Source organism: Achromobacter pulmonis, assembly GCF_002885955.2.
In the GTDB taxonomy this organism is placed as follows: Bacteria; Pseudomonadota; Gammaproteobacteria; order Burkholderiales; family Burkholderiaceae_B; genus Achromobacter; species Achromobacter pulmonis_A.
The window spans coordinates 470,800-496,709 of record NZ_POQS01000006.1; the positions used below are offsets into that span (position 1 = coordinate 470,800).

Genomic DNA, 25,910 nt, shown 5'->3' on the forward strand with positions numbered 1-25,910 from the left:
AACTGCTGCCATGAGCAACACACTGAAAGTCAGGGACGACCACGCCCCTATCTGCTTCGAAGCAAGCGCCGAGGATGCCGGCAAGTTCAAGCTTTGCGAAGGCGCAGAAGCCTCCTGGCTAACTCAGAGCCAAAATTTCGACATCAAGGTGTTGCGAAGCCGTGTCGAGCCTTGGCTGACCGCCTTATTTCAGTCGGAGCATCTTTCGCTGCTTGCTGGCTCAGGATTGACCCATGCCGTGCACCATCTGGCGACAGGCAAGCCAGCGGCTGGAATGAACCAAGTAACCCTGACCATCTACGAGGATGCAATCAGGAAAGCAGCGAAAGAAGCCGCCCAAAGATCAGGCCGGGAAACGGGTAATCTGGAAGACCAGCTTCGCGCCGCCAACGAATTGCTGCGAGGGCTAGAGATACTGGGCAACTCAGCAGAAGCCGAAACTTTGCTGACTGAGCTGACCAGCACGCTGGAAGACTTCTCCAAGTCCATCCTCGACAGCGAAGCCGGGATTGCCAGGGCAGATGAAGACAAACGTGAGCAAGCGCTCAATGTGCTGGTCACCTTCCTGATGAGCTTCGCCAGCCGCACCGGCGTGCGCGACCGGCTGAACATCTTCACCACCAACTACGACCGACTTATCGAAGCTGGGGCCGAACTGGCCGGGCTGCATCTGCTGGACCGCTTCCTCGGCAACCTCATGCCGATCTTTCGTTCATCGCGGCTGGATCTGGACATGCACTACAACCCACCAGGCATACGCGGTGAACCGCGCTATCTGGAGGGGGTCGCTCGCTTTACCAAGCTGCACGGCTCGGTGGATTGGTTGCAGGTCGATAGGGATATCCGCCGCGTCGGGCTGCCCTTCGGCGCCGATGATGTCGCGCCCTATCTGCAAGCGCCCGGGCTCAAAGGTGCCAGTGCTCACAAGCTGATGATCTACCCCAATGCCGCCAAGGACCGGGAGACTTCGGATCACCCCTATGTGGAACTGTTCCGAGACCTCGCCGCCGCCGTGTGCCGCCCTAACAGCACGTTGATTACCTATGGCTACAGCTTTGGTGACGAGCACATCAACCGTGTCATTCGCGACATGCTCACAGTGCCGTCCACCCATCTGGTGATCATTGCCTATAACGATCCGCTTGGCCGCATCATGCAGACCTATCGAGAGTTGGGACGTCCCTCGCAGATCAGCTTGCTGATCGGCCCCGCTCTGGCTGATTTGCAAATCCTGACCGAAAGCTTCCTGCCCAAGGCCGCTATCGACAAAACCACCTTCCGCATGAGCGAACTGCTCAAGCAGCGTTACGGCACCGAAGCCCATCCAGGCCCGGCAGCAGCGAAACCTGGTAGCGATTTTGACGGGGCAGACCTGGTATGAGCTTCTCGCCCCTGGCCTACGCCGACTCACTGCGTATCGGCAGCATCGATTTTGTCTCGCCTGACGAAATCAAGGTTCTGCTGGACATCGAAGCACCCGACAACCTCGCTCTGAACACAGGTACTCCACGGCCGTTCCCGCGGATCAATGGTTATGTCCTCGTGCCTAGTGAGACAGGCTATCTGGTCGCACAGGTGGAGTGGATCACCATCGAGCGGTCTCAATACCCCAAGCGCAAGGGCATGCAGGATTTCGGCCTGGTTGATTTGCCTTATCCGCTGCGCAAGATGAGCCTCAACCCGCTGGGTGGTCTGGCTTACGAGGGTCAGATCGATGGAAAGGAACGCTATTCCTTCCGGCGCGGTGTGGAAGCCTACCCGACGGTAGGCGACCCCGTACTGCTACCCACCCAAACCCAGCTACGCGCCATCGTCGAATCCGGCGACAACCGCCGGGTGAAAATCGGCGTCAGTCCGCTAGCCGCCAATGCAGAGGTCAAGATCGACCCTGATCGCCTGTTCGGTCGTCATCTGGCCGTGCTGGGGAACACCGGCAGTGGCAAATCCTGCTCGGTAGCCGGTTTGATCCGCTGGTCGATGGAAGAAGCCAGCAAGGCACGCGGCGGAGCTGACCCCAATGCCCGTTTCATCGTGCTCGACCCCAACGGCGAGTACGCCAAGGCATTTGATGGTTTGGGGAAAGTGCGCGTATTCGCTGTCGAGCCGAAGCCTGACGGTGGCATTGAGCAGCTACAGGTGCCGCTCTGGTTTTGGAACAGCGCTGAGTGGAGTGCGTTTACCCAAGCCAGCGCCAAGGCGCAACGGCCGACATTGATCCAGGCACTGCGCGCCGTGCGCGACGGTGCGGTGGAAGTCACCGTCACACCAAGCCACGACATGCGTCGTTTTCTGCGCACACTGGTTAGCGTGATTCAGATCGAGCGCGCTGCCGGACGCCCCTGGGCTAATTTTCCGCACCCCAAGAACTTCTTTGAAAAGACCAGGAGGTGGCAGGAAGGCTTGGGGAACGATGCTTCATTCACTGCGGATGAAAATGCGGCGCTGGGCGCAATACGAGACAAGATTACCGCCTTCGCCAACGCGCGTTCAGGCCAGTACCCAAACTACGATTTCACTGCACCAGAGATCGACGAATTTTTGGGCATGGCTAAGGCCGCCCATGCGGCCTTCGGCGGCAGCGACACCGACATCTTGCCGATCGATGCGGACGTACCCCGCGCCTTTACTGGCGACCAACTGCTGCGCAGTGTTGAAGCCAATGCAGAACTGCTAGGCGTCTCGGAATACGTCGAAACAATGCTCATGCGCATTCGAACGATTCTGTCCGATAGCCGCATGAAAACCATCACAGGCAATGCCGATGGTGTGACGTTGCATGACTGGCTGGCCAACACCATCGGCGACAACCAAGCATCCAACGGAACGGTAACCGTCATCGACCTATCGTTGGTGCCCGCTGAGGTGGTGCACATCGTCACCGCCGTTATTGCTCGTATGACGCTGGAAGCCATGCAGCGCTACCGCAAGCTCAACCACGGCAAAACGCTGCCTACCGTTCTGGTGATGGAAGAAGCGCATACATTTATCAAACGCTACCAGGACGATGCTGAGAACCAGAACTCAGCCGCCATTTGTTGTCAGGTATTCGAGAAAATTGCCCGCGAAGGCCGCAAGTTCGGATTGGGTTTGGTGCTGTCATCCCAGCGCCCCAGCGAGTTGTCGCCTACAGTGCTGTCTCAATGCAACAGCTACCTGCTGCACCGCATCAGCAATGACCGTGACCAGGAATTGGTGCACAAGCTGGTTCCTGACAACCTGCGTGGCCTGCTGCGCGATCTTCCTTCGCTACCTTCGCGCCACGCCATCCTGCTGGGCTGGGCCTCTGAGTTGCCCGTGCTGGTGCAGATGAATGCCTTGCCTGAAGGCCAACGGCCAAAATCCGATGACCCGGACTTCTGGGCGGTATGGTCGGGCAAGAAGGAGAACGAAACAGGCGAGATCGAAGCTGTCGAGCGCACCGTGGATTGGACAGCGATTGCAGAGGACTGGCAACAAATAGCACCTGCTCCAGACAAGGAAGCATCGGATGAAGGCGGAGCTTCCTAGATGGCCAAGGCAAGCGGCTTCGCCGTATCCCTCTCGAAGGATCGGATGGACACATTCCTTGAATGTGTAGCCGAGGAGCACGCGTTTGCTGAGCCTGTCGCTGACTTTCAGCACAGCCGAACCGCGCCACTGGTTTGCTTTGTTGTCAACGCGGGGAAGTTGACGCATATCGGCCTGGGGCGTCGTGGCGTGCGCGCTGGTACGGGGTTGAGTCGCTTGAATATCGACAAAGTCGAAGAACTCGCCGAACCGCTGTCTGTGCGGAAACTGCTGAATCGTCTGCCCAAGCGCAATGCCGCATCCGTGCGCAAGCGGTTTCAATCAGGTGGCTTGTTGACCGACAAAGGCTTCACCGCCGTCGTTGAAACCATTCGCCAGATCGCCCCCCAAGCCAGCACCCTGCTGGATCGGTTCAGTCAGGCACGAACAGAACGCATCCGGCGGTTGTCGGAGCGGGCACGAGACAACTTGGCGCAGCAAAAAGAAGCACTGCTTACGGCACTGTCGATAGCCGGCCTGAGCCGCGACCCTGTTCAGGAATGGGCGCCATCGGACGAAACGCCGGTGTCTTTTCTCGACGGCCTGCCCAGCGTTCGGCTGCGCGAAGACCCGATGGTGGTCAATGACCTGCAAAATCTGCCCGGCTTCGAAGTGGTCAGAACCTACCCCTACGGTGCAGTGGTATTTGAATCCGAGGGAACCTCGGAACGCCTCACGGTCATCCTTGCCAACCGCCTGCCGCTTGAAGAGCAAACCGGCACCGACCTCATCTACTTCAACGAAACCTACCAAAGTTTTGTCATGGTTCAGTACAAAGCAATGGAGCGTGAGGATCGGCGCGTTGGGCCAGCCGAAGCGGTCTATCGCTTGCCCAACGCGCAGTTGAAAGAAGAAATCGACCGCATGGATACCGTGCTCAGCGCACTGAAGGCCTGTGCGCCCAACACCGGCATTGGCGGATTCCGCCTGACCGAGAACCCGTTCTTCCTCAAGCTCTGCTCCAGATTGGTATTCAACCCGGATGACGTGGGCCTTGTGCCCGGCATGTACCTGCCGCTGGACTACTGGAAGCTGTTGGAACGCGACCCCGGCATCCAGGGGCCGAAAGGTGGCCTGCGGATCACCTATGACAACGCGCAGCGCCATTTCGACAACACCGCGTTCACCACCGTAGTGTCCAAGGCGTGGGTGGGTACCACGCCCAGCCAGTCGCGGGTGCTTCAGGATGTGATCCGTGCAACTCTGGCAACAGGTAAGGCCGTTGCCATTGCCATCAAACCGAAGACATCCATCGAACCCCGAGACGATGATCAAGAAGTAGAAGAGGAAGCACTCAATGAATGATGTCGCCTCATTGATGATGCCGGCGAACTTGCCGGAATGGCTGACGCTGGCCAACGTCCTGTTGACCGCGATGTTCGCCGGACTCACGTTTTTCATCTTGCGTGCCAACCGTGCCGCAGTGGGTGCAATGCGTGAGCAGATGGCTGATCAGAATCGCCCGTTTGTCGCAGTGACTGTGCAGGTTCGGATGGGCACACCTGTCATCCAATTGCTGATCAGGAATGTGGGCCGCTCGCCTGCGCAGAATCTCCGGCTACGCCTTGATCGGGATTTCTTTCAGTTTGGCGAGCAAGCCGAGAGTCGCAACCTCGCCAAGCAATCAGCCTTTTCGCAGTCTATCGACTGCCTACCACCTATGTCGGAGTTGCTTTTCGACCTCGGGATGGGCTTTGAGATATTTGCAAGCGGAGCTGATCCGACGATTTGTCCGCATACATTCGAAGTGTCGGCCGAATACGAGTATGGGAAAAACAAGTATAGCGAGAAGACCCACGTGGATCTGCAGCCCTATATGGGCACCAGCGTTCCGCGCCATCCTGTCGTAGAGGAGTTGGAGCGGGTCAGAAAATCCATCGATAACCTGAGCGGCGTGGTCAAGCAGTCTGCGAACGCGGCAATCAAGGCCCAAAGCGCCGAGGAAAAAAATGACTGATTTATTTATCCCTACACAACAAACTTCTGGCCCGGTGGAATGCCTCGGGCAAACGTTCCCGAGCGATGAGGCGCGTCGCGAGCACTACCTGAAGCTGCTTGCCGAGAAGCTCAAAGATCCTGAGTTCCGGAAAATCGAAGGTTTTCCTATCGGATCGGACGACGCCATCTTGGAGCTTTCCGATCCGCCGTACTACACCGCATGCCCAAATCCGTTTGTTGAAGATTTTATTCAGCACTACGGAAAATCTTACGATTCCTCAGTCCCGTATATCAAAGAGCCATTCTTTGCAGATGTAAGTGAGGGGAAATACGACCCGCTATATAAGCTACACCCGTATCACACCAAAGTTCCGCATAGAGCAATCATGCGCTACATTCTGCAGTACACCGAGCCGGGCGATTTAGTCCAGGACGCGTTTGCGGGAAGTGGTGCAACGGGAATCGCTGCTCAACTTTGCGGAAATAAGGAAGTTGTTGAGTCTCTTGGGTACAAAGTCGACTCGAATGACGTTATTTATAAAGAAGAAATTATAAGCGGAAAAGAGTCACTGGTTCCGTTTTCAAAATTAGGGGCAAGAAAAGCCATATTGAGCGACCTATCTCCAGTCGCAGGCTTTATTTCATATATTTACAACACCCCGTCTGAACCAATTTCATTTCAGCACGATGCAAAAAGGTTGCTTCGTGAAACTGAGAAAAAGTATGGATGGATGTTTCAAACGGCTCACGCCCCCACTAATGATCAAATCCAGCTTGCCGTAGAGGAAATCAACTCCAATGAGATCCCCGATCTAGGGAAGGTCTGAAGAACTCGATTTCAAACATCCAAAAATCGACCTCATGACCAAAGTATTCAAAAATGGTTAAAAACTGCTCAAATCATCGCCACTTTCGGGTTGTTTGCACCCCGATCAGGCCCGTTTTCGGGCCTGTTGGCGCTTTTTGGGCGCACTTACCCTGCCACCGCCGTCAACGGGCGGCGTGCCATCCAGATATTGGACAGCGTAAACAACATTTTCAAATGCGCAGTGTTCTTGGCCAGTCCACGGAATCTGACTTTACGAAACCCGAATTGGCATTTGATGACACGAAACGGATGCTCAACCTTGGCTCGAAGACTGGATTTGGCCCGCTCAATGTTTTGCGTCAAACGATCAATTGCGCTGTTACCCAAGGCGCGCCGTTTGCCGGGGCGCATGGCAATGTGCCAGGTTACGTCACGCCCTTGGTGCTCGGGTCGTTTGTCTACGCCTTGATAACCGGCATCGCCAAAAGCCAACGTTTCTTCACCATGCAGCAACGCAGCCGCCTGAGTAACATCATGCTCATTGGCAGCGGTGCCCACCACCGTGTGGACCAGCCCGCTGTGAAGATCAACCCCAATGTGGGCCTTCATCCCAAAGTGCCACTGGTTTCCCTTTTTGGTCTGATGCATCTCGGGGTCCCGCGTGCCGCTGGCGTTCTTGGTCGAGCTGGGTGCATCGATAATTGTGGCGTCCACAATGGTGCCTTTGCGCACCTGAATGCCTTGATCCTGCAACAGCAGGTTGACCGCCTCAAGCGCTTGGTCGGCAATGTTGTGCTGCTCGAGCAGATGACGGAAGTTCAAAATGGTGGTCTCGTCCGGCACACGACCTCCAGGCAGTTTGGCAAACTGGCGCATCGAAAAGCTGTCGTACAGCGTCTCTTCCATGGCCGGGTCCGACAGCGAAAACCACAGTTGCATGAAGTAGATGCGCAGCATCGTTTCCAGCGGATACGGTGGACGACCGATGCCCGGTTTGGGGTAATGCGGATCGACCAGATCGGCAAAGAGCTTCCACGGCACCGCACGCTCCATCTTGGCCAGAAACTTCTCACGGCGCGTTTTCTTGCGTTTGCCAACGTACTCGGCTTCGGAAAAACTCAACTGGCTCATCGGGTTCACTCGGATCGGACTGTTTTCAATAACTTATATTCTGACAGGTTCGTTGGACTTGTTCAGAGGTTCCCTAGGGAAATTTTGTGCGGTCGGCAGAGTCAATTACACGGTATGGTCTGATGTTTTTACATGTCCAGAATGTGCTAGTGATGTTGTGTTTTGGAATACTGCTGTTGATATTGAAGGAGGGAAAGTCAACGATCAATTTAGTTGCCCTTCATGCGCCGCTTTGGTCTGCCCCCTGAAAAGTGGTCCTCCCTGAAGTAGGCTATTGAGCCGTAGGAGGACGTTGGAATGCCCCAGAAGAAGCACAAACCCGAAGAGATCGTGGCGAAGCTGCGCCAAGTCGATGTTCTGTTGTCGCAAGGTCGTTCTGTCGGAGAAGCGGTCCGTTTGATCGGCGTGACGCAGTTTACGTATTACCGGTGGCGCAAGGAGTTCGGTGGCCTGAAGGGTGACCAGGTGAAGCGGCTGAAGGAGCTCGAGAAAGAGAATGACCGGCTGCGCAAGGCGGTCTCGGACCTGACACTCGAGAAGCTGATCCTGAAAGAGGCTGCTTCGGGAAACTTCTGAGCCCCGCTCGCCGTCGCCGTTGCGTCGATCGTGTCATGGCGAAGTTCTCCGTCTCGGAGCGGTTTGCCTGCAAGGTTCTCGGCCAGCATCGTTCGACCCAGCGCAAAAAGCCGCAAGGCCGGCCCGATGAAGAGGCGTTGACCTCCGACATCATCCGGCTCGCTTCCCGCTATGGCCGTTATGGCTATCGCAGGATCACGGCGATGCTGCGGTCTGAAGGCTGGACGGTGAACGCCAAGCGTGTCGAACGGATCTGGCGGCGGGAGGGGCTGAAGGTTCCCCAGAAGCAACCGAAGAAGGGGCGGCTCTGGTTGAATGACGGATCGTGCATCCGGCTTCGACCCGAGCATCCAAACCATGTCTGGTCCTATGACTTCGTCGAGGGTCGGACCCACGATGGCAGGAGATTCCGCATGCTCAACATCATCGACGAGTTCACCAGGGAATGCCTTGCAATCCGCATCGATCGCAAGCTCAACTCGACCGACGTCATCGACGCCCTGTCGGACCTGTTCATCCTGCGTGGTGTGCCCGGCCATGTCCGTTCCGACAACGGCCCGGAGTTCATCGCCAAGGCTGTACGGGAGTGGATCGTAGCCGTCGGCGCAAAGACAGCGTTCATCGAACCTGGAAGCCCTTGGGAGAACGGCTACTGCGAGAGCTTCAACTCGAAGCTCCGCGACGAACTGCTCGACGGTGAGATCTTCTACAGCCTCGCCGAGGCCAAGATCATCATCGAAGCCTGGCGGCGGTACTACAACACCGAGAGGCCACACTCGTCGCTTGGATACAAGCCACCGGCACCCGAGGCCATCATCTGGCCTGCGCCAGCAAGCGGAGCAGCACCGTCATCTGCCCAGGCAATAGCCCCAAGGCCGATCATGAACTAAGATTGAAACCGGACCACCCTATGGGGTCAGGCCAGCTTCACTGACGAAGCGCTCAATGGAAAGAAAGTGGCAAAAACTGATGGATCCGTACCTTGGACATATAGTTGAGCAGGCAGTTCAAGTGCCTGTAATGATCAACTACAAGGTCGGAAAAAAAAGATTCCAAAAGATCCCCGACCAAGCTGATATTGCCCTAATTCTGAAAACCGAGTCGGTTCGAGCAAGTGAATGGTGCCCAACCTTCCAGTTGCCGGTTGGTTTTAATACCCGACAACCAATTGAGTCGCATGGATTGACTCATATTCATCATTTCTATACGGGAAGAAATCGCATCGCATTGGCTGCATTTAATTCCTTGTGCGAACACCCTCTGCTAAAGTCATTGGTGACAACCGTCGCTTTTCGCATAACGAAAAGGTATGGATTGACCTATCAGGCAGGCACTTGGGGGGCCGGGGGTGGGCCGACTAATGGCACTCTCTATATTCCCTCTCTCGTAAAAGAGCTGAATATGTTTGAGATGCTCGACAACGCAATCTCAAAAAATGAATCAAAGGCGGAAATTAAAGAGCTGAATGCAATATTGTCCACGCAATCAACGCAGGGGCTAAAACTTCCATCCAATTCAATTGATTATGCGTTCATAGACCCACCTTTTGGCGCCAACATCATGTACTCAGAGCTAAATGCGCTTTGGGAGGGTTGGCTTGGCGCACTGACTGATGCCAAAGCGGAAGCAATCGAAAGTAAAGCACAGTCAAAATCGCTGAACGATTATCGAAGAATGATGACTGACGGATTAAGAAACGTCTATGAGGCACTCAAGCCAGGCCGTTGGGTCACCATCGAATTTTCAAATACACAAGCAAGTGTTTGGAATGCAATTCAAACGTCGCTGCAGGAAGCGGGGTTCGTTGTTGCCAACGTCGCAGCTCTTGATAAGCAGAAAGGGAGCTTTAAGGCCATTACAACAACAACTGCAGTAAAGCAGGATTTGGTGATTTCCGCGTACAAGCCAAATGGTGGCTTGGAAGACAGATTCGTGGAATCGGGCGGTACCGAAGACTCGGTCTGGGATTTCGTCAGAACCCATCTTGGATACCTGCCGCGAGTGAAAGTTAAGGGCAGCGAGCTGGAGTTTATTGCCGAGCGCGATCCTCGGATCATCTTTGACCGCATGGTCGCATGGTTCGTCCGTCATAACGCGCCTGTGCCTATGTCCACTCATGAGTTTCAAGCGGGTTTGGTGCAGCGTTTCGTTGAGCGGGATGGAATGGTCTTTTTGCCGGATCAGGTCGCCGAGTACGACAAGAAGCGTATGCAGGTTGCCATTGCGCCTCAGATGGAAATGTTTGTTTCCGATGAGCGCAGCGCGATTGACTGGTTGACCGATTTCTTGAAGCGTCGCCCGTCAACCTATCAAGAGGTTCACACCGACTTCATCAGCCAGCTCGGGGCAGGTTGGAAAAAGCACGAAGAGAAACCGGAACTTGCTGCGCTGCTTGAAGACAACTTTATTCAGTACGACGGCACAGGCGAGGTTCCGAGCCAGATCCACAGCTACCTTTCGACCAATCACAAGGATTTGCGCGGGCTGGAGAAGAACAGCCCAGCCCTTGTGGCCAAGGCCAAAGATCGCTGGTACGTGCCCGACCCCAACAAGGCGCAAGACCTGGAGAAGAAGCGCGAGAAGGCGCTGCTCAAGGAGTTCGACCAGTACCGGGCATTCACGGGGCGGCGTCTGAAGGAGTTCCGCTTGGAGGCGCTGCGCGCTGGTTTCAGAACGGCATGGGGCAGTAAGGACTATCAGACGATCATCGACATCGCCGCCAAAGTGCCCGACGCAGCGTTGCAAGAGGACGAAAAGCTGCTGACGCTGTACGACCTCGCCTTGACCCGTACCGAGGACGGGATTTGATGAGCCCGCCCATGCAGCACTTGCGCCAAACCCTGGGGGCGAATTTGGCGCCGGAACAGGCGGATGCGCAGGCCAGGGAGCAAGTCGGGGCCAAGTTGGGACCAGGTCGGAACCAAGTCACCCCCGAAGCTACCCCCGAAGTCACCCCCGAAGTGCGGCGGATGTTGGCCGCTATAGCGGGTGAGGTGAGCCGTGGCGAAATCATGGCCAAGCTGGGGCTGAAGGACGAATGCGCTTTCGAGAGCACTTACCGCAGCGAGGAACAGTAAATGGCCAAACACCCGACCCAAAGCGAACAGGCGGTATCGCTGCTGCCCGTCCCTGAAGGCTACGCGCTGTGGCTGGACGAACTGAAAAGCCGTATCCATGGCGCGCAGCAGCGCGCGGCACTGGCGGTCAATCGGGAGTTGGTGCAACTCTACTGGCAGATTGGCCGTGACATCCTGCAGCGGCAGGCCGCGCAAGGCTGGGGCAGCAAGGTGATCGAGCGGCTGGCGCACGATTTGCGGGTGGCGTTTCCGGGCATGAAGGGGTTCTCGCGCGCCAACCTGATGTATATGCGGGCGTTTGCCGAGGCCTGGCCGGAGGCTGAAATTGTCCAACAGGCTGTTGGACAATTGCCTTGGGGCCACAATCTGGTGCTGTTAGCCAAGCTGAAGGCGCCGGATATGCGCCTGGCCTACGCGCAGGCCGCCATCGAGCACGGCTGGTCGCGCAATGTGCTGAACATCCATATCGAAACCCGGCGGCTGGAGCGCAGCGGCCAGGCCATCACCAATTTCGTCGAGCGCTTGCCTGCGCCGGGCAGCGATCTGGCGCAGCAGTCGCTCAAAGACCCTTACCTGTTCGATTTTCTCGATGTGGGCAGCGAGGCCGACGAGCGCGAGATCGAATCGGCACTGGTCAAACACATCACCCAGTTTCTGCTGGAGCTGGGCGCAGGCTTTGCCTTTGTCGGGCAGCAGGTGCACCTGGAAGTGGGCGGCGATGACTTCTTCATCGACCTGCTGTTCTACCACCTCAAGCTACGCTGTTATGTGGTCATCGAGCTGAAGGCCGAGAAGTTCAAGCCCGAGCACCTGGGGCAGCTGAGTTTTTACATCACGGCAGTGGATCGGCAGATCAAAGCCGAGCAGGATGCGCCCACCATCGGCCTGCTGCTGTGCAAAAGCAAGAACGAAGTGGTGGCCGAATACGCCTTGGGCGACAAAACCCAGCCCATGGGCGTGGCCGAATACAAGCTGCTGGAATCCTTGCCCAAGGAACTGCAAACCAATCTGCCCAGCATCGAGCAGATCGAACGCGAGTTGGGTGGACAGTGAGCAACGGAACCAAATTCACCATCGGCGACTGGTGCTGGTTCACCCGGCAGGCATCGCCGTGCCGGGTGATCGAGCGGCAGAATGTGTGGGGCGAGGTGGCCTACCGCGTCTGGCTACCCGCCAAGGACGCGGTGGTACGTGCACGGGCGCTTGATCTGGCCGCGCTGGAAAGCGTGCGCCCCAATGTGGAGCAGATTCTGCACACCACGGCGGCAGCCAAGCTGCTGGATGCGCTGGAGGACAACCTGCTGTTGGCGCCGATCCAGTCCAGCGTGGTGCCGCTGCCGCACCAGCTCTACGCACTGAACCGCGCCATCAGCCGCGACCGTATCCGCTACCTGCTGGCCGATGAGGTGGGCCTGGGCAAGACCATCGAGGCCGGTCTGGTGCTGCGCGAGTTGAAATTGCGTGGCCGGGTGAAGCGCATCCTGGTGGTGGCGCCCAAGGGGCTGGTACGCCAGTGGCAGGCGGAAATGCGCCTGCACTTTGGCGAGACGCTTCAGTTCATCGAGCCGTCCGAGTTGTCGGCCTTCCGGCAGTGGCGCAGCGGTGGCGCGGGCGAGGAAGATAACCTGTGGCGCATGCACGACCAGGTAATTTGCTCGCTGGACTCCGTGAAGCCCATGGAAAGTCGGCGCGGCTGGAGCCTGGAGCAACTCAACACCTACAACCGCGAGCGCTTCGAGGACCTGATCTCGGCGTCGTGGGATCTGGTCATCATCGACGAAGCCCACCGCATGGGCGGCAGTACCGAGCAGGTCGCCCGCTACAAGTTGGGCGCTGCGCTAGCCGAGGCATCGCCCTATCTCTTGCTGCTGTCGGCCACGCCGCACCAGGGCAAAACTGACCAGTTCATGCGGCTGATGCAGTTGCTGGATCGGGAAGCCTTCCCGGATGAGGGCAGCGTCAACCGTGAGCGGGTGCGGCCTTTCGTGATTCGCACCGAGAAGCGCGCATCGATCAACGCCGAAGGCCAGCCGCTGTTCAAGCCGCGCGTGACCCGGCTAAAGGCAGTGGCTTGGCAGGCACGCCACGGCGCGCAACAGCGCCTGTATGAGGCGGTGACCGACTATGTGCGCCACGGCTACAACCAGGCCATGGCGGCCAAGCAGCGCCACATCGGCTTTTTGATGATCCTGATGCAGCGGCTGGTGACATCCAGCACAGCGGCCATCCGCACCACGCTGGAAAAGCGCCAGGCCCTGCTCGATGCGCCGCAGCCCCAGGCCAACCTGTTTGAGCACACCAGCACCGACGAATGGGCAGACCTCGACGGCCAGTCTCAGGTGGATCTGGCTATGCAGTCCAGTGGCTGGGAGCTGGAGAAGTCCGAAGTCGAGATGCTGCTGGAACTGGCCCGCGAAACCGAGGCCGCCGGCACCGACGCCAAGGCTGAAGCGCTGCTGGAGCTGATCTACAAGCTGCAGCAAGAAGAAGGCGATCCGGCGCTGAAGGTGCTGATCTTCACCGAGTTCGTGCCCACCCAAGCCATGCTGGCCGACTTCCTGGAAAGCCGTGGTTTCTCGGTGACGACGCTCAACGGCAGCATGGATCTGGAAGCGCGCACCCGTGCGCAGCAGGCGTTCTCCAAGGATGTGCGCGTGCTGATCTCGACGGATGCCGGTGGTGAAGGTCTGAACCTGCAGTTCTGCCATGTCATCGTCAACTTCGACATGCCGTGGAACCCAATGCGGATCGAGCAGCGCATTGGCCGGGTGGACCGTATCGGCCAGAAACATGTGGTGCGTGCCATCAACTTCGTGCTTGAAGACACGGTAGAGCACCGCGTGCGCCAAGTGCTGGAAGAAAAACTGGAGGTCATCGCGCAGGAGTTCGGCGTCGATAAGGCGGCCGACGTGATGGACTCGGTCGAAGCTGACCCGATCTTCGACGAGCTGTTCGTTCACGGCCTGCAGAACCCGGAAGCCATCGAGCAGGAGTGCGACGCGGTGGTGTCCCAACTACGATCCACCCTGTCAGAGTCCCAGAACAACAGCGATCTGCTCACCACCGAGCACGATCTGGACGCCGAGGATGCCCGCAAGTGGCGTGATCACCCGGCGCAGTTCTGGCTGGAGCGCGCCATCATCAACGGGCTGGCTGCGCGCGGCGGTTCGGCAACGAAGGCTGGCAAAGCGTGGCGGGTGAAGTGGGCGGACGGCAGCGAGTCGGCCCAGGCCTGTTTTGACGCGCGCACGGCGGATGAGAACCCGGAGTTGGAATGGGTCACCATGGAAGACCCCCGCGCTCGGGCTGTGATCAGCGAGCTGCCGCGCTTTGTCGCCGGGCAGCCGCTGCCGGTGATCCGCGTGACGGGTTTGCCGGATTCGGTGCGCGGCATCTGGTCGCTATGGGAAATCAGCCTGGCTGCTGAAGGTTTAAGCCGCAAGCGCTTCCTTCCAGTGTTCATCAACGAAGAAGGCCGCCCCTTCGTGCCGACCGCCAAGCGCGTCTGGGATCTGCTGCTGACTGAATCTGTAGACGTGCATGCCGTGACCAGTGCCGAGGCGTCGGCGAAGTTGTTTGAAGCATCCCACGCCGCGGCCAGTACCCAGGGTGAGCGGATCTTCACCGAGCTGCTGACCGAACACCGCGCCCGGTTGAAGGAAGAACGCGAACGGGCGCTGTATGCCTTCGAGGCCCGGAGCCAGGCCATTGGACGAATCGGCCTGCCCGCCGTGCGCGAGCACCGCCGCAAGCGGCTGCAACAGGAACACGATGCACGCATGGCCGCCCTGGACGACATGGATGCCAGCGTGCCGGATTTGAACGCCGTGATGATGGTGCGCGTCGGAGGTGAGGCATGAGCCTTTGGACGGAACGCATCCTGAGTCACTTCACGGTCGATCTCACCCGACTGTGGGTGGCCTGCGACCCCGACGATGTGCTGCTGGACGAAAAGCTGCTAACCGAACTGCGCAGCCGAGGCTTCGAGCTGATGCTGTACGAAGACCCATTTGCCTTCCGTGCGGAGTACGAGGAACGCTACCGCGCAGCATGGGATAGTGGTGAGCAAGGGCCAGCGCCTTCGTTGGTTCTGCATTTGCGCAGAGCCGATGCGAATGCCTTGCCGTGGGACATCGTGCATCACGGGCGTGTGGTTCGGCTCAGTCTTGCTGAGATTTTCCCCAGGCTGGCATACAGCGCGGTGCAGCAAGTCGAGCCGGAGCATTTTGCCGGGCTGTTTCATGCCCACCAGACCGAATTGCAGTCTGCGCGGGGCGAGAGCGAATCGAAGGACTTCATCCTCGAACACGTCTACCAGCTTGCGCCCAGGTCTATCCGTACCCCGGTGGACTTCTGGCGCGAGCTGCTGCGGATGCACTTTGCCAACCGCTCGTTGCCACCGCTGTTCGCCCAGCACGCGGCAAGCATCATCCAGGGCAAGGGATTATTCGCAGACCTGCCCGTCGCCACCTGGCTGACTTCCAAGAGTGCGTTGCTGCGCGTGGTGCAGGATGCGTGGTATCGCTACCTGACGACCCTGGGCCTTGATGGCACGCGTACAGGGGAGCCACCACCACCCGCTTATGTTGAGAAAGACGGCGTCGCCAGGATCGAAATTCCGTTCGACCACTCCGATGTGCAGGTGCTGGTCGATTCCATGTTTCTCGACGGCAGCTTGCATCCGCTGGCAGTGCACAGCGTTCCGGCAGGGATGCCGAGCTGGATCAAGGCCGGCATTGTTCAGGACCCGGCGGCGCTGCAGGCTTTGGTGCTCAAAGGCATCGATGGCCTGATCGAGACGACGCCAACGGCGGCCTCTTCGCACAAGGACTGGAGCGAGTTCGCCAAGCGTTACGGTGAAATCCTGGCCCGCACGCAGGGCCTGCCGGGCACCGAAGGCAGCGCGAGCCTGCCGACCATGTCTCAACAGATCGGGGAGCGGATCAAGACCTTGCAGGCGCAATCAGACGAACATCTGCAAGCCTGGGTCGCGGCCAAGCATTACGCCGACCTGATCCTGCAGCCGGTGACCAAAGGCCCGGTGATGGTGCACCACGTGCCGCGCTTCTTGCGCCATCGGCGATCCGCAGGGGAAACCAAGCTCGCTTTGCTGGTCTTCGACGGGCTGGCCTTCGACCAGTGGGTGCAGATACGCGAGCGGCTGATTGCCACCACAAAACGCTTCGCATTTGACGAGGGAACCGCGTTCGCATGGCTGCCGACCGTGACATCAGTGTCGCGCCAGGCACTGTTCTCCGGCCTGAAGCCGCGCGAGTTCGAGGACTCCATCGACCGCACGGACAAGGAGGAATCCTTGTGGAAGACGTTTTGGCAGAACGAAGGCGTCAACTCGAATGAGGTGATGTATCGGCGCGCACTGCGCCAAGTCGGTCAGCTCGATGCACTGGAAGCCGATTTGATCGACCGGCGGCCGAAGGTCGTGGGCCTGGTCATCGATGAGGTGGATGAGCGGCTCCACAAGGAACGGTCCAAGAAAGACGTGGCGATGTGGATCGGCAACTGGCTGACGACCGGTTTCGTTGACCGGCTGTTTTCGATGCTGCTGGACAAGGGATTTCACATCTACCTCACGGCGGACCACGGCAACGTGGAGTCCACCGGCGTCGGCAGACCTAACCAGGGCGTGATTGCCGAGACGCGCGGCGAGCGCGTGCGGGTGTATCGGAGTGAGCCATTGCTGGCCGACTCCGCAGCGGCCTATCCCAACACGGTCAGGCTGGACGTCGCAGGCCTTCCCGCGAATTTCATGCCCCTGTTCGCAGGCGGACGAACCGCCTTCGTGCCGGAGGGCGACCAGGTGGTGGTCCACGGCGGGGTGTCGGTCGAAGAACTGATCGTGCCCTTTGTGAAAGTCAGTTATGTGATAGGTACCGAATGAATTCATCAGCCCCAAAAATAGGCTTTGATCGGTTCATTCAGCTTGATTGGGCGGCTGCGGCACTGAATATACGTGCAGACGTGGCTGGGCTAGATGATCTGAATGCACTGCTCGATGCAGCCGAGCTTGGCGTGGAAGCCAAGAAGAAAACGCGCACCGTGCTGAATCGGCTGTGGCTGGAGCCGCGCGCCGAACTGGTCGATTACGCCGATCGCGGCGTGGCCATCCACAAGACGCAGCCGGACATTCCCGTCTCAGCACTGTGCTGGGGCATGTCCGTGGCGACGTACCCGTTCTTTGGCAAGGTGGCCGAGCTGGTGGGCCGCCTGTCCGCCATCCAGGGCGACTGCGCCGCCGCCGAAGTGCATCGGCGCATGAGTGAAACCTATGGGGAACGCGAAGGCACTCGGCGCATGACCAACATGGTAATTCAGAGCCAGGCGAGCTGGGGCGCCGTGGAACGGGTCGAGAAAGGCAAGCGGGTCATTCGCCTGCCACAGACGAGCATCGACAACGATGCGCTTACGGCTTGGCTGATCGAAGCTGCCGTGCGCTACGCTGGCAAGCCGGTTTCAGTGACCAGTCTGCAGTCGCTGCCCGTGCTGTTCCCGTTCAGCTTGACGCGGCCTTTGGCTTATTTGGTGGCGAACAGCCCGAGCCTCACCCTCCGGTCGGAAGGACCGAGTAACCAGTTTGTCGCGTTGCGAGGCACGATTTGATGTGAGCGGCTTGCAGCTGAGACTCTGCGTGCCAGACCACGCGATGAAGACGGGCACATGAAAGAACATGGACAGAATCGAAATCGACACTTGGGCAAGCATCAGCGCGGAAAGTTGGAGCTCCCTCCTTCTGGGCAACGGCGCCAGCATCGCCATCCACAAGGAGTTTGCATATCCAACACTTCACAGCGTTGCCGACGCAAAAGGGTTGCTCGCAACCACTGCGCCAATATTCGCCAAGCTCGGGACGACTGACTTTGAGCATGTGTTGCTCGCATGCTGGTATGCGGAGCACGTCAACGCCGCCCTGGGATCACCGTCTGCCGACATCTCTGCGGCTTATGCGGAAGTGCGCACGGCATTGGTCGAAGCTGTGCACAGTGTGCATCCGATACATGCCGATGTCGCCGCCGACCTACAACGGATGGGTGCGTTTGCCAGCGTTTTTCCGACCGTCGTTAGCCTGAACTACGATCTCACCCTGTACTGGGCCATGCTGCTGTTCAATGCGGCAAATGGCAGCTGGTTCAAGGATGCGTTCCACGGCGGCGAGTTCCAGACAGACTGGGAATATCTGCGGCGGCCCTATGGGCCTGCTGGAGGAGCAACATTGGTTTTCTATCCTCACGGCAGTCTTGCGGTTGCGCGTAACTACCTTGGTGATGAGACAAAGCTCGCAGTTGGGGCAGGATCTGCAGGTGACTTGCTTGACACGATCACCCGCAGGTGGGCGTCCGGGCACTATGTGCCGGTGTTCGTTAGCGAGGGAACCAGTCAGCAGAAGGTCGCTGCGATCCGCCGGAGTCACTATCTGACGAATGTGTATGAGGAGGTGCTGCCGGCGCTCGGGGAGGGTCTGGTCGTCTATGGCTGGAGCTTTGACGAACGAGACCAACATGTGCTTGATGCCATCGCGGCGAATAAGCCAAAGCGAATGGCCGTCTCGGTTTTCACTGGTCAGCCAGATGGAGATCAGCAAGCGTTCTGCCACCAAGTTCTGAAGGCTGCTGGCCGATCCTTGCCTGCCACAGATGTGACGTTCTTCGATTCGCGAAGCCCAGGTTGCTGGAACAATCCATGACCTGCTTAGCGATGAGCCTCAGCCGAGCGAATCTCGCGCAGGGGCCGGTGTGCAGATGGCGGCAGCCACGAGCAATTGCACAGGAAGTTCGCGTAAATTATGCCAGCTTCAAGAATGGGTTATTTGCAGGCGCATCACTGAATATCGAGCTGGGTTCGAGAAGCAGGTAGCCATGTAGCTTCCGTGATTTTCTGGGGCCAGTGACTTCGCATGTCCAGATGTTCAACCCGCTGGATTGCTTGCGATGCAATTGCAGCCGCTCGAAGCGCTTCTGCACCCACTGCCAATCCTGCAGGCTCTCCTGCCTGGCCAGTTTGCCTACCTGCGGATGTTCCTGCGCATAGCGCTGAAATACGCCCGGGCTGACCAGGTAGGCGGTGTCGCTCACGGTATGCACTAGCGCTTTCGCATCGTTGATGATGAGTCGCCGCGTGGCGATGCCCTGTTTCAGCCACGCCATGAAGTGCTCGCCGGATGGCTGTGCCGTCGAGGACGTGAAGGCCGGCCGCGAAGGCGCAGCGGCGGCCAAGGTCGGTAGGGGCGTATCGGAAAGAACGATGGGTGTTTCGTCCGGGGCGGTTTCCACATCTTGATCGGTGGTTGGCGAATTTCCCGTTCCCGCCATCGCCAGTATGTCCTCCATGACGTCGGGGCTGGCCGGGGCCTTGGATGGAGGGGCCGATGCGATGCCACTACCTTCCGCTGGCGGAGCGTTTTGGTTCTCCAAAGCGGACGTCGCGCCGTCCGCAGAAAGGATGGCCGCTACCTCGGCATCTTCACCTGCGGGGGGCGTGTCGATCGTCACCGTCCCGGCAAAGAGCACCGGTCGCTCACCAGATTCCCAGATCAGCGCGGGTGCCAGCCGTAGCAACGTAAACGAGTGGATCCAGCCGGTGGAACTGGTCACGGTAGCACGCCAGATCGCCTTGCCGTCTGCTGTGGGCTGCAACATGCCGTGATCCTGCAGCACGTTGAACACGGCGGTGTTGTTCGCAGGAATACCGTCAATGCCCTGGGATAGCAGATGCGCCCGAAGCTTGTCCGAGACCGTCTTGCTGACCANATCCTGCAGCACGTTGAACACGGCGGTGTTGTTCGCAGGAATACCGTCAATGCCCTGGGATAGCAGATGCGCCCGAAGCTTGTCCGAGACCGTCTTGCTGACCAGCCACAAACCATCCTCGGTGAGCCAGCCATCGGAGGCTTCGGGCTGGTTCAGCTTCAACTCCTCCTTGAGCAGGTAACGCAGTCCGTCGAGCAGCTTGCGTTGCAGCGCGTGCTTGGGCGCGGCCATCGCGCGTGTGGGGTCGCCGCCCAGTTCCTGGGCCACGGAAGCACGGTCGGCCTGCACCACCAATTCGCCCAGCACCCCGGCGTGCTCGTACTGCCCGGCCAGAACGTAGAGCAGTGACGCCCACAGCGACGGATAGCAGCTGAGCCAGTCCAGGACTTCGAGGTCAAGCAGTTGCCGGTAGAGCAAGCCTGTCGCGGCGCTGTGGAGCCGGTACTCGCGATCGTCACGATAGCGGAAGCGGTATGGCTGGTGCAGCGGGCCGTGCCACGGGTGCCAAGTGCTGCCGTCGGCTTGTTCGACGTGCAGATCGACGGCGATCTTGCCGATGTCGTGCAGCAGTGCGGCGTAGGCGACGGCAGCGGTCCAGGCTTCGGCTTGCGCGGCCTGATCCTCGGGGTTGGCGCCGATGGGCAGCAGATGAGACTGGCGCAGCTTCAGGCTGTAGGCGACGATTTCCAGGCCGTGGTCGAGCATGCCGCCTGGGTAAGCGTGGTGATGCGCTTCGGAGGCAGGGAAAGCCTGAACCAGCTCGGCATAACGTTCCAGCGGCGCGCGGTACAGCGCGGCGAACTGCTTGCGCGAGAGCGAGGTGCGCTGCCAGATGTGTTCCAGCAGCTTCTGTCGGCGCGGTGTCGCCAGCAGCGATGCGGCCGATTCCGGTTGCAGCAGCCCTTTCGGAAGATCGGTGACGGGTGCTGGCGACGGAGCGGCAGCGCCCGAGGCCCGTTTTCGCTGGAACAGAGAGAGCATGTGGGTGTCCTGGTGGCGGGCCAAGCGGGAGACCTTTTCGCCTTTTCGGGTAGGGCCTTTCCCCTTGCACCCCATTCCCTTGCCATTTCGGCCCTTTGGCCTTTAGAAGCCTTTGGATATAGAGCGGTGGGCATTGGTCGTCCACCGTCAATGTGGGGGTGGTGAGGCCGGATTGATGCGGGAAGGCTGGCTGTTCCCACCCTACGATGAGATTCATTGTTGAATGCTGGAGAACCCCGGTGAGAGCTATCATTGACGAGGTAAGGATATTTCCTTACAATGTGGGTATTGCGTTCAGGAGTGCCGCCATGCCTGCCATTCACGAAGTTGCCACACTGACCTCCAAAGGCCAGATCACGCTGCCCAAGTCCATCCGCCAAGCCCTGGGCGTGGACACCGGCGGTAAGGTTGCGTTCGACCTGCGTGGCGGCGAAGTCGTCGTGACGCGCGCCGACGTCGAGCACGAGGACCCTGCCATTGCCGCGTTCCTGACCCTGCTGGCGCGCGACATTGAAGCGGGCCGAAATGTGCGCGGCCTGCCCGAGGATCTGGCTCGCACCATGCTGGAGCACGCGGGACACAAGGTGGACCTGGGCGATGACTTCGATGAGGACGTGGAAATCTGATGCAACAGCATGGCTGGACACTGCTGTTCCACGACAACCTGATCGAGCAGATGATGAAGCTGCGTGCGGCCGTGCTGCGCGCCCAAGAGAACGACCCGGAAGGGTTCGGATCGAACGCCAACGTCAAGTTCTTCCGGGCCTTGGTCCAGTTGATACAAGACGTGGTGCCGAGTGATCCGGCGCGCGACGAATACCGCCAGGGCAACACCATGGGGCCGGCCTATCGCCACTGGCGGCGGGCCAAGCTCGGAAGACGGTATAGGCTGTTCTTCCGCTACGACTCGAAGGCGAAGGTCATCGTGTACGCCTGGGTCAACGATGAACAGACCCTGCGGTCTTCGGGAAGCAAATCAGACCCGTATGCCGTGTTCGAGAAGATGCTCGGGCGCGGGAATCCGCCGGACGAATGGAGCGCATTGGTACAGGCAAGCAAGCAGGATTGGAGCAAACTGAAATAGGTATCCCTCAGCAGCAGGAGACAACCATGAGCACCACGACCCGCATCAGCACAGCAGAACGCCTCGGCCGTAGCTTTGGTCGTGGATGGCGCGCCTATGTGCGTGGCGAACGGCGGGCGTCGAACTGGTTGGTATCCAAGGGTGTGCCGGTAGCTGGTGCCACCGTGCTGTTGTGGTTGGTCAAGCTGGTCGTGCTCGGTGTACTGCTCTATTCCGCGTTCTGGCTGGCACTGCTGTTGGTTTGTGTCGTGGCTGTGGGATGGGCAGCAAATCAGAGCCATTCAGACGAAGAGTTCCATTTGCAGTTTCCTACCACCTTGGAAGAACTTCGAGAGACACCGGGTTATGACCCGAATCTCTACAACGACACATCTCATGAGATGTACAAGGATGATGACTGACACTCGGCTTGAGTGTGCGTCACTTCAACTTCCTTGACATTGCGCCAGCTCCTTTTCCACCGGCAGCGCCTGCATCCCTCGTACCTGCTGAGAAACTGTTTGCGATCGTTCCAGCGCGGATTCCGGCCCAGGTCAGCGCACCGATCCAAAAGGTGGGCAGCACGATGAACATCGTCCCCATAACGAAGTTCAACAACAGGTCGCCAAAAGCGTTGTTCAGCCCCACCAGTGGATCGAAGTTGCTGTGTGGCCGGTTCCAGCCGAAGCCCCAGCCATAAAGCGCATCGAGGATGGTGCTGTCGATCCAGCGTGCGAGCTGGAACCAGAAATCGACGAAGAACAGCGCGAACTGCACGACGCTCACGGTAACGACGGTCTTCAGGTCATAGGTGCCCACAACCAGCACCAGCGGGATGCAGATGATCAGCGCCATCTTGAGCAAGGCGAGCACCATAGGCAGCGCCTGGCGCACCACGTCCATGGCGGGAAACGCGGCCATCGCGCCGACAGCCATGCCGACGTCGCCCGTGGCCCGCGTCACGATGTTCGGCAGGGTCTTGTCGATCTGGCCGCCGTAGTCCGTATAGACGCTGCCCTGGTTCAGTTTCTGCTGCCTCGGCGAGGCGATGGTGCGGATCACCGAGTCGTCCACCTCGGCTCGGCTCAGAAAGCCGGCCCAGCCCGCCAAGCGATTCAGCAGGCTTGGGTCTACCTGCCCCAGCAGGCGTGCGCGCAGGCCATTGCTGCCATCGGCCCACCACTGCCTGCAGGACGGATAACCGCCACCGCTGGCCACCTGCGCAAGCCCCGCGTCGCGGGTGCTGTCGTAGGGCCAGTCATCGCGTGGTGTACTGGAGCGGTAGCTGTCGTAGTAGCCGCCCGTATCCGTGAAGAAGCGCGAGCCGATCCAGGTCACGTCGTGCATCTGCGCCTCATCGAGGTTCGGGCGCTGCATGAAGAGCTTGGCGCGCGCCGATCCGTAGCAGTCGCGCGAGAAATCCGCCACTTCCTGAGCCAATACCGGGTCGTCGATGCGCGTCGCGTCGATCTCCATGCGCATCTGCCGCAAGTCGGTGCCGCAGGGAATCGCTGCCACAGAGGCACCGGTCACTGCTCGCGAGAGTGTGTGCATAAAGGCCCACCAGACGGGCACCTTCGCCGATTGGTTGTTGATAGTGCTGAAGGACTGTGACCAGCCGGTATCCGTGGGTTGCGGCACGCTGACCTGGCATTGGGCCGAGCGTGCGCTGTCGTAGCGGATGGTGTTGAGGTCCACGTCGATGAATGGAATACCGGCGAACATCACCACCATGATGGCAACGAACACCCGGTTCTCGATGCGCGCAGCCGAGAGCACGCCCTTGTTGCCTTCGTCGGCACCCTCCGCACGGGCCTTCAGCCATTCCTGCACGATGATGGCAATNNNATGGAATACCGGCGAACATCACCACCATGATGGCAACGAACACCCGGTTCTCGATGCGCGCAGCCGAGAGCACGCCCTTGTTGCCTTCGTCGGCACCCTCCGCACGGGCCTTCAGCCATTCCTGCACGATGATGGCAATGAAAGGCAGCGCGAAGACACCGCTCGCCACCAGCACGGCCCATATGCCGTTATGGACGATCCACGACACCAGCGTGAGGTAGTACTCCAGGTAGTCGGTGGTGAAAAGCGTCATGTCCTCGCCCCCTCAAGCGGCCTGCATCAACAGGCTGGCTTCCAACGCCACAATGGCGGCGACGCCGGCGATCTCGCTGCGCACCAGGCGACGCCGCGCCTGTCTATCCGCCCCGCGTTGGGCCTCACGCGCCAGCAGCCGGCGGCGCATCCAGACCCAGCCGTAGGCGGTCGCACCGTACAGGCACAGTCGCCACGCCATGAAGTAACCCGCCGTAGCCGTCAACCATCGCTCCCAGCTGGCGACGCTGCCGACGAGGTAAATGCCGACGACGTTGGCGCCCACCGCAGCGGCGACGAGCACCACTGCCCACAGCAACGCCTTCGTCGTGCGCCGGTTGAGCAGCCAGCTGGCATGCGACGGGTTCATGGGTTGCCTCCCGGATTGCCCTTCTGGAGCTGGTCGAGGCGGTCGGGAATGGGATCGCCTTCGTAAATGCCACGCGAGCCAGCCGCGCGTGTGCCATGGCGCTGGATGATGGCCATCGGCGAGTTGTTCGCCAGCTCGCGTCGCAGCTCCAGCTCGGTCTTCAGGTTGCGGATCTCGCGGTCGAGCGTGTCACTCTCGTTGTTCACGGCCTCGACCGCCAACTGGTTCGCCGCGACGTTGGGCTCTTTCTTGCCGGTGAGCAGCGTGCGCTGGAGCAGCAGCGCCTTCTCCAGCACCGACGACAGCGCCACCTCCGAGGCCAGGCGCCGCGCCAGCAGGTCCTGGTCTGGTTCGTCGCGCAGCGCCTCGATGACGCCGCGCGTGATCGGCAGCGAGGTGCTACCAGCTGCGCGCAGGTTCTCGAATGTGGTGTTGCGCGTTCCCGAGACCAGTTCCTGCAAGGCTTCCAGCTTTGCCTCGTACTCATCCTGGATCAGCGGCGTCAGCCCGACGCCGGGCACCGTTTCGGTCTTGGTGCAGGAATCGCAGGTGCGCTGCACCTGTTCCCCAAGAACCCTTGTGGCCCATTCAGTCGCTTGTTGTGGCGATGTCCAAGTCTGGCAGGACAGGCTCGCGCAACTGGCGGAAGCGATGGACGACGTGTCGGTCACGCTGCGGCCGTTGACCAGGTTGTAGCCCGCACGGGTGACGTCGCCGACCACCCGGATGGCGGACTGGCCCGCGCCCCCCGCATTACTGCCGCCTACCCAGGGCACGCCGTCGTTGCCCCGGCGCGTCTCCGCCTGCTCAATCGCCGACACGGCATCCGTGCTCGATACTGCGTCGCGCAGCGCCATGCCTTCGGCCATCTGGCTCCAGCCAAGCTGTCCGCCCGCCGTGTCGGCCATCTTCTCGGCCATGGCGCGGCAGGTCAGCTTGGAACGGTCGAAATCCAGCCGCGCCTGCAGCACGCCGTTGGTCAGCAGGTTGTACAGGCCGGGATCGGCGCGCTGGATGATCAGCGCAGGCAGCGATGCCACCGCGCTGGTGGCGCTCTGGATCACGTTGCTCATGATCTGCTGAAAGCCGTTGGTGACGCCGTTGAGCTGGTTGCGCAGCGTGGTCTGGATGCTCATGTCGCCGCAGATCAGATTGCTGTTCCAGCCCACGCCGACGCCGATCGAGCGCATGCCGGCCGCACGCCCCATGGATACTGCGCTGCCGCCGCCAATCGAATACATCACCTCGTCGCCGATCACGGAGCCGCCGGTTTGAAAGCCGGTCTGCGCCCACGCCAGGCCGCCGCCAAGAACGAGCGCGCCAGACAGCACCCCAGTCAATACCGTGGGACGCAGCAGGCGGCACGCCTTGGTGGAGAGGTTTGTCAGTNAGGCCAAGGGTTCGCCAGCCGGATGCGAAGCAGAGTAAAGATGCTGGCATGTCGCGTGCCCTTGAAGTTGATCAGAGCCATAGTCGAACGCGAACCCGCTGCCGCCCCAACAAACAATGCGCATCGCGGGCACCCCGCATACCTGGTTGTGCAGCCGCATGGAGAAAG

At 59.6% G+C, this 25,910-nt stretch carries 19 protein-coding genes and 4 pseudogenes; 16 read left to right on the forward strand and 7 right to left on the reverse strand.

Annotated elements, in window-relative coordinates; all coding sequences use genetic code 11:
• The first annotated feature begins 10 nt into the window (after window positions 1–10).
• Genes C1I89_RS23935 through C1I89_RS23955 form a run of 5 tightly spaced genes read left to right on the forward strand, consistent with a single transcriptional unit; the run spans window position 11 to window position 6,311 of the window.
• Window positions 11–1,381 carry an SIR2 family protein gene (locus C1I89_RS23935; protein ID WP_058195279.1) on the forward strand — a complete coding sequence of 457 codons (1,371 nt, stop codon included), beginning with the start codon at window positions 11–13 and terminating at the stop codon, window positions 1,379–1,381.
• Window positions 1,378–3,507, forward strand: a complete 2,130-nt coding sequence (locus C1I89_RS23940; RefSeq protein WP_033990841.1) for an ATP-binding protein — start codon at window positions 1,378–1,380, stop codon at window positions 3,505–3,507. The genes C1I89_RS23935 and C1I89_RS23940 overlap by 4 nt, the downstream gene beginning before the upstream one ends.
• Window positions 3,508–4,851: a hypothetical protein gene (locus tag C1I89_RS23945; protein WP_071540908.1), complete on the forward strand. Its 1,344-nt coding sequence runs from the start codon at window positions 3,508–3,510 to the stop codon at window positions 4,849–4,851.
• Window positions 4,844–5,503 (forward strand): hypothetical protein, encoded by a 660-nt coding sequence (locus C1I89_RS23950; RefSeq protein ID WP_058195275.1) that lies wholly within the window; start codon window positions 4,844–4,846, stop codon window positions 5,501–5,503. The genes C1I89_RS23945 and C1I89_RS23950 overlap by 8 nt, the downstream gene beginning before the upstream one ends.
• Window positions 5,496–6,311, forward strand: a complete 816-nt coding sequence (locus C1I89_RS23955) for a DNA methyltransferase (protein WP_102774924.1) — start codon at window positions 5,496–5,498, stop codon at window positions 6,309–6,311. Before C1I89_RS23950 ends, C1I89_RS23955 begins: the two co-directional genes overlap by 8 nt.
• 146 nt (window positions 6,312–6,457) lie before the next feature.
• Here the strand turns inward: C1I89_RS23955 and C1I89_RS23960 are convergent, their stop codons facing one another.
• Window positions 6,458–7,423 (reverse strand): IS5 family transposase, encoded by a 966-nt coding sequence (locus C1I89_RS23960; protein ID WP_102770808.1) that lies wholly within the window; start codon window positions 7,421–7,423, stop codon window positions 6,458–6,460.
• A 297-nt stretch (window positions 7,424–7,720) separates the two neighbouring features.
• On the opposite strand from C1I89_RS23960, the gene C1I89_RS23965 reads away from it, so the two are divergent.
• The 8 genes from C1I89_RS23965 (at window position 7,721) to C1I89_RS24000 (ending at window position 18,775) form a co-directional block, all read left to right on the forward strand.
• Window positions 7,721–8,889 (forward strand): IS3 family transposase gene (locus C1I89_RS23965; RefSeq protein ID WP_102770881.1). Its coding sequence is split into 2 segments (ribosomal slippage): window positions 7,721–7,985 and window positions 7,985–8,889, totalling 1,170 coding nucleotides; the frame shifts between segments, so codons are not numbered across the junction.
• Window positions 8,890–9,019: 130 nt separating this feature from the next.
• The gene (locus C1I89_RS35405) at window positions 9,020–10,807 is read left to right on the forward strand and encodes a DNA modification methylase (protein ID WP_146196940.1); all 1,788 of its coding nucleotides are present in this window, start codon (window positions 9,020–9,022) and stop codon (window positions 10,805–10,807) included.
• Window positions 10,808–10,818: 11 nt separating this feature from the next.
• The gene (locus C1I89_RS23975; RefSeq protein ID WP_102774926.1) at window positions 10,819–11,076 is read left to right on the forward strand and encodes a hypothetical protein; all 258 of its coding nucleotides are present in this window, start codon (window positions 10,819–10,821) and stop codon (window positions 11,074–11,076) included.
• A complete protein-coding gene (locus C1I89_RS23980) occupies window positions 11,077–12,129 on the forward strand; it encodes a PDDEXK nuclease domain-containing protein (RefSeq protein ID WP_058195269.1) in 1,053 nt (350 codons plus the stop codon).
• Window positions 12,126–14,936: a DEAD/DEAH box helicase gene (locus C1I89_RS23985; protein ID WP_102774927.1), complete on the forward strand. Its 2,811-nt coding sequence runs from the start codon at window positions 12,126–12,128 to the stop codon at window positions 14,934–14,936. The genes C1I89_RS23980 and C1I89_RS23985 overlap by 4 nt, the downstream gene beginning before the upstream one ends.
• A complete protein-coding gene (gene pglZ / locus C1I89_RS23990) occupies window positions 14,933–16,975 on the forward strand; it encodes a BREX-3 system phosphatase PglZ (RefSeq protein ID WP_058195266.1) in 2,043 nt (680 codons plus the stop codon). Before C1I89_RS23985 ends, pglZ begins: the two co-directional genes overlap by 4 nt.
• The gene (locus C1I89_RS23995; RefSeq protein WP_058195265.1) at window positions 16,972–17,694 is read left to right on the forward strand and encodes a hypothetical protein; all 723 of its coding nucleotides are present in this window, start codon (window positions 16,972–16,974) and stop codon (window positions 17,692–17,694) included. Before pglZ ends, C1I89_RS23995 begins: the two co-directional genes overlap by 4 nt.
• Window positions 17,695–17,761: 67 nt before the next feature.
• A complete protein-coding gene (locus C1I89_RS24000) occupies window positions 17,762–18,775 on the forward strand; it encodes a DUF4917 family protein (protein WP_022580065.1) in 1,014 nt (337 codons plus the stop codon).
• 97 nt (window positions 18,776–18,872) lie between these two features.
• On the opposite strand, the pseudogene C1I89_RS35965 reads toward C1I89_RS24000, so the two are convergent.
• Together C1I89_RS35965 and mobH are read right to left on the reverse strand one after the other, a co-directional pair.
• Window positions 18,873–19,835: pseudogene (locus C1I89_RS35965) on the reverse strand (conjugal transfer nickase/helicase domain-containing protein); the annotation flags it as partial.
• A 3-nt stretch (window positions 19,836–19,838) separates the two neighbouring features.
• Window positions 19,839–20,819 (reverse strand): annotated as a pseudogene (mobH, locus tag C1I89_RS35970) (MobH family relaxase); the annotation flags it as partial.
• A 308-nt stretch (window positions 20,820–21,127) separates the two neighbouring features.
• Here mobH and C1I89_RS24010 point away from each other — a divergent pair.
• The 3 genes from C1I89_RS24010 to C1I89_RS24020 are packed head-to-tail and all read left to right on the forward strand — an operon-like array spanning window position 21,128 to window position 22,304.
• Window positions 21,128–21,445: a type II toxin-antitoxin system PrlF family antitoxin gene (locus C1I89_RS24010; protein ID WP_023112376.1), complete on the forward strand. Its 318-nt coding sequence runs from the start codon at window positions 21,128–21,130 to the stop codon at window positions 21,443–21,445.
• Entirely contained in the window at window positions 21,445–21,903 is a 459-nt protein-coding gene (locus C1I89_RS24015; protein WP_023112375.1) for a type II toxin-antitoxin system YhaV family toxin, read from the forward strand. Before C1I89_RS24010 ends, C1I89_RS24015 begins: the two co-directional genes overlap by 1 nt.
• A 26-nt stretch (window positions 21,904–21,929) precedes the next feature.
• A complete protein-coding gene (locus C1I89_RS24020) occupies window positions 21,930–22,304 on the forward strand; it encodes a DUF3742 family protein (RefSeq protein ID WP_023112374.1) in 375 nt (124 codons plus the stop codon).
• Between the two features lie 19 nt (window positions 22,305–22,323).
• Here the strand turns inward: C1I89_RS24020 and C1I89_RS24025 are convergent.
• The 4 genes and pseudogenes from C1I89_RS24025 to C1I89_RS24040 all read right to left on the reverse strand — a co-directional run.
• Window positions 22,324–23,727, reverse strand: a pseudogene (locus tag C1I89_RS24025) (conjugal transfer protein TraG N-terminal domain-containing protein); the annotation flags it as partial.
• A 142-nt stretch (window positions 23,728–23,869) separates the two neighbouring features.
• Window positions 23,870–23,983: pseudogene (locus tag C1I89_RS35975) on the reverse strand (conjugal transfer protein TraG N-terminal domain-containing protein); the annotation flags it as partial.
• A gap of 12 nt (window positions 23,984–23,995) precedes the next feature.
• Complete coding sequence (locus C1I89_RS24035; protein WP_023112372.1) at window positions 23,996–24,352, reverse strand: hypothetical protein; 357 nt, start codon at window positions 24,350–24,352, stop codon at window positions 23,996–23,998.
• Window positions 24,349–25,740 carry an integrating conjugative element protein gene (locus tag C1I89_RS24040; protein ID WP_102774965.1) on the reverse strand — a complete coding sequence of 464 codons (1,392 nt, stop codon included), beginning with the start codon at window positions 25,738–25,740 and terminating at the stop codon, window positions 24,349–24,351. The genes C1I89_RS24035 and C1I89_RS24040 overlap by 4 nt, the downstream gene beginning before the upstream one ends.
• Window positions 25,741–25,910 lie beyond the last annotated feature (170 nt).

Excerpts from the sequence above, each read along its gene's own strand:
- C1I89_RS24015 (WP_023112375.1), top strand. The coding sequence starts at position 21,445 with ATGCAACAGCATGGCTGGACACTGCTGTTCCACGACAACCTGATCGAG.
- C1I89_RS23980 (WP_058195269.1), top strand. The coding sequence starts at position 11,077 with ATGGCCAAACACCCGACCCAAAGCGAACAGGCGGTATCGCTGCTGCCC.
- C1I89_RS35405 (WP_146196940.1), top strand. The coding sequence starts at position 9,020 with ATGATCAACTACAAGGTCGGAAAAAAAAGATTCCAAAAGATCCCCGAC.
- C1I89_RS23960 (WP_102770808.1), bottom strand. The coding sequence starts at position 7,423 with ATGAGCCAGTTGAGTTTTTCCGAAGCCGAGTACGTTGGCAAACGCAAG.
- C1I89_RS23945 (WP_071540908.1), top strand. The coding sequence starts at position 3,508 with ATGGCCAAGGCAAGCGGCTTCGCCGTATCCCTCTCGAAGGATCGGATG.
- C1I89_RS23975 (WP_102774926.1), top strand. The coding sequence starts at position 10,819 with ATGCAGCACTTGCGCCAAACCCTGGGGGCGAATTTGGCGCCGGAACAG.
- pglZ (WP_058195266.1), top strand. The coding sequence starts at position 14,933 with ATGAGCCTTTGGACGGAACGCATCCTGAGTCACTTCACGGTCGATCTC.
- C1I89_RS24010 (WP_023112376.1), top strand. The coding sequence starts at position 21,128 with ATGCCTGCCATTCACGAAGTTGCCACACTGACCTCCAAAGGCCAGATC.
- C1I89_RS24000 (WP_022580065.1), top strand. The coding sequence starts at position 17,762 with ATGGACAGAATCGAAATCGACACTTGGGCAAGCATCAGCGCGGAAAGT.
- C1I89_RS23950 (WP_058195275.1), top strand. The coding sequence starts at position 4,844 with ATGAATGATGTCGCCTCATTGATGATGCCGGCGAACTTGCCGGAATGG.
- C1I89_RS24020 (WP_023112374.1), top strand. The coding sequence starts at position 21,930 with ATGAGCACCACGACCCGCATCAGCACAGCAGAACGCCTCGGCCGTAGC.
- C1I89_RS23955 (WP_102774924.1), top strand. The coding sequence starts at position 5,496 with ATGACTGATTTATTTATCCCTACACAACAAACTTCTGGCCCGGTGGAA.
- C1I89_RS24035 (WP_023112372.1), bottom strand. The coding sequence starts at position 24,352 with ATGAACCCGTCGCATGCCAGCTGGCTGCTCAACCGGCGCACGACGAAG.
- C1I89_RS23935 (WP_058195279.1), top strand. The coding sequence starts at position 11 with ATGAGCAACACACTGAAAGTCAGGGACGACCACGCCCCTATCTGCTTC.
- C1I89_RS23995 (WP_058195265.1), top strand. The coding sequence starts at position 16,972 with ATGAATTCATCAGCCCCAAAAATAGGCTTTGATCGGTTCATTCAGCTT.
- C1I89_RS23940 (WP_033990841.1), top strand. The coding sequence starts at position 1,378 with ATGAGCTTCTCGCCCCTGGCCTACGCCGACTCACTGCGTATCGGCAGC.